The sequence below is a fragment of the Streptomyces sp. NPDC001781 genome (assembly GCF_053596035.1).
The window spans coordinates 1-1,171 of the sequence record NZ_JBSFFI010000104.1 but is presented as its reverse complement, the minus strand read 5'-3'; the positions used below and the strand labels follow the sequence as shown (position 1 = coordinate 1,171).

Below are 1,171 nucleotides of genomic sequence, written 5' to 3'. Positions count from 1 at the left end.
ACCCAGTGCTGGGTATAACCAAAAAATTCCCCTACGTATAGCGCTATACGGAGCACTGGGTACAGCGGGTACAGAAACGAAGTCGTTTCGATAAGCGAGCCCCGAGAGGTGGCCGAGAACGTGGCTTGGACCGCACCCATGACCGCCGTCGCGGGCAGCGCCTTCACGGCAGCACAGTTCAACCAGCACGTGCGCGACAACCTGAACGAGACCGCGCCCGCCAAGGCGACCGCCGAGGGCCAGATCTTCGTCTCCACCGGCGCCAACCAGATCGCCGCCCGGCAGATGGCCAAGCAGTTCGTCGGCACGTCCCAGACGACCACGGCGACGACGTACAGCGACCTGACCACCATCGGCCCCCGCGTGACCGTCGCCACCGGCACCCGCGCCCTGTGCATGTACGCCTGCTCCATCGACAACACGTCCACCAACGGGGCCTCCAAGGTCTCCGTGGCGGTCACCGGGGCGTCCTCCATCGCGGCCGACGACCAGTGGTGCATGGTCCGCGACGGCGCCAACTCTGGGAACGTCTGGCGGATCAGCATGAGCCACATGTTCGAGACCCTGACCCCCGGCACCAACACGTTCACCATGCGGTACCTGGTGGGGTCGGGAACGGGGACGTTCCTGTACCGCGAGCTGATCGTCATCCCGTTCTGAGGAGCTCGCCCCATGTCCTGGACCGCCCCCATGACCGCCGTCGCCGGCGCCGTCTTCACGGCGGCGCAGTTCAACACCTTCCTGCGCGACAACCTCGCCGAGACCGCGCCCGCGAAAGCGACCACGCCGGGGTCGATCTTCGTCACCAGCGCTACCAACCAGATCGCCGAGCGGATACCGACGTGGGCGGAGAGCCTGTCTTCCGACACCACGGTCTCCACGTCCTACGGGCCGCTCAGTGCGTCGGCCGGACCGTCCGTCACCGTCACCACCGGCTCGCAGGCCCTGGTGCTGCTGCACGCCCAGGTCGCCAACAGCGGCGCCGGCTCGTCCCGGGCGTCCTTCAACGTCACCGGCGTGTCGTCCGTCGCCGAGCAGGACAACCGGGGCCCCGCGACGGTCGGCGTCGCCGGCGTCACCGTCGCCGCGACGGCCGCCACGTTCCTGACCGGGCTCACCCCGGGCGTGAACACGTTCACGACCACCTACAAAGTCACCAGCGGCACCGGCA

At 68.0% G+C, this 1,171-nt stretch carries 2 protein-coding genes; both read left to right on the top strand.

Annotation, left to right across the window (positions count from 1 at the left end; translation table 11 throughout):
- Positions 1–120: 120 nt before the first annotated feature.
- Positions 121–660, top strand: a complete 540-nt coding sequence (locus tag ACWCV3_RS29000) for a hypothetical protein (RefSeq protein ID WP_451230360.1) — start codon at positions 121–123, stop codon at positions 658–660.
- A gap of 12 nt (positions 661–672) precedes the next feature.
- A partial coding sequence (locus tag ACWCV3_RS28995; RefSeq protein WP_451230357.1) for a hypothetical protein occupies positions 673–1,171 on the top strand: 499 nt, incomplete at its 3' end.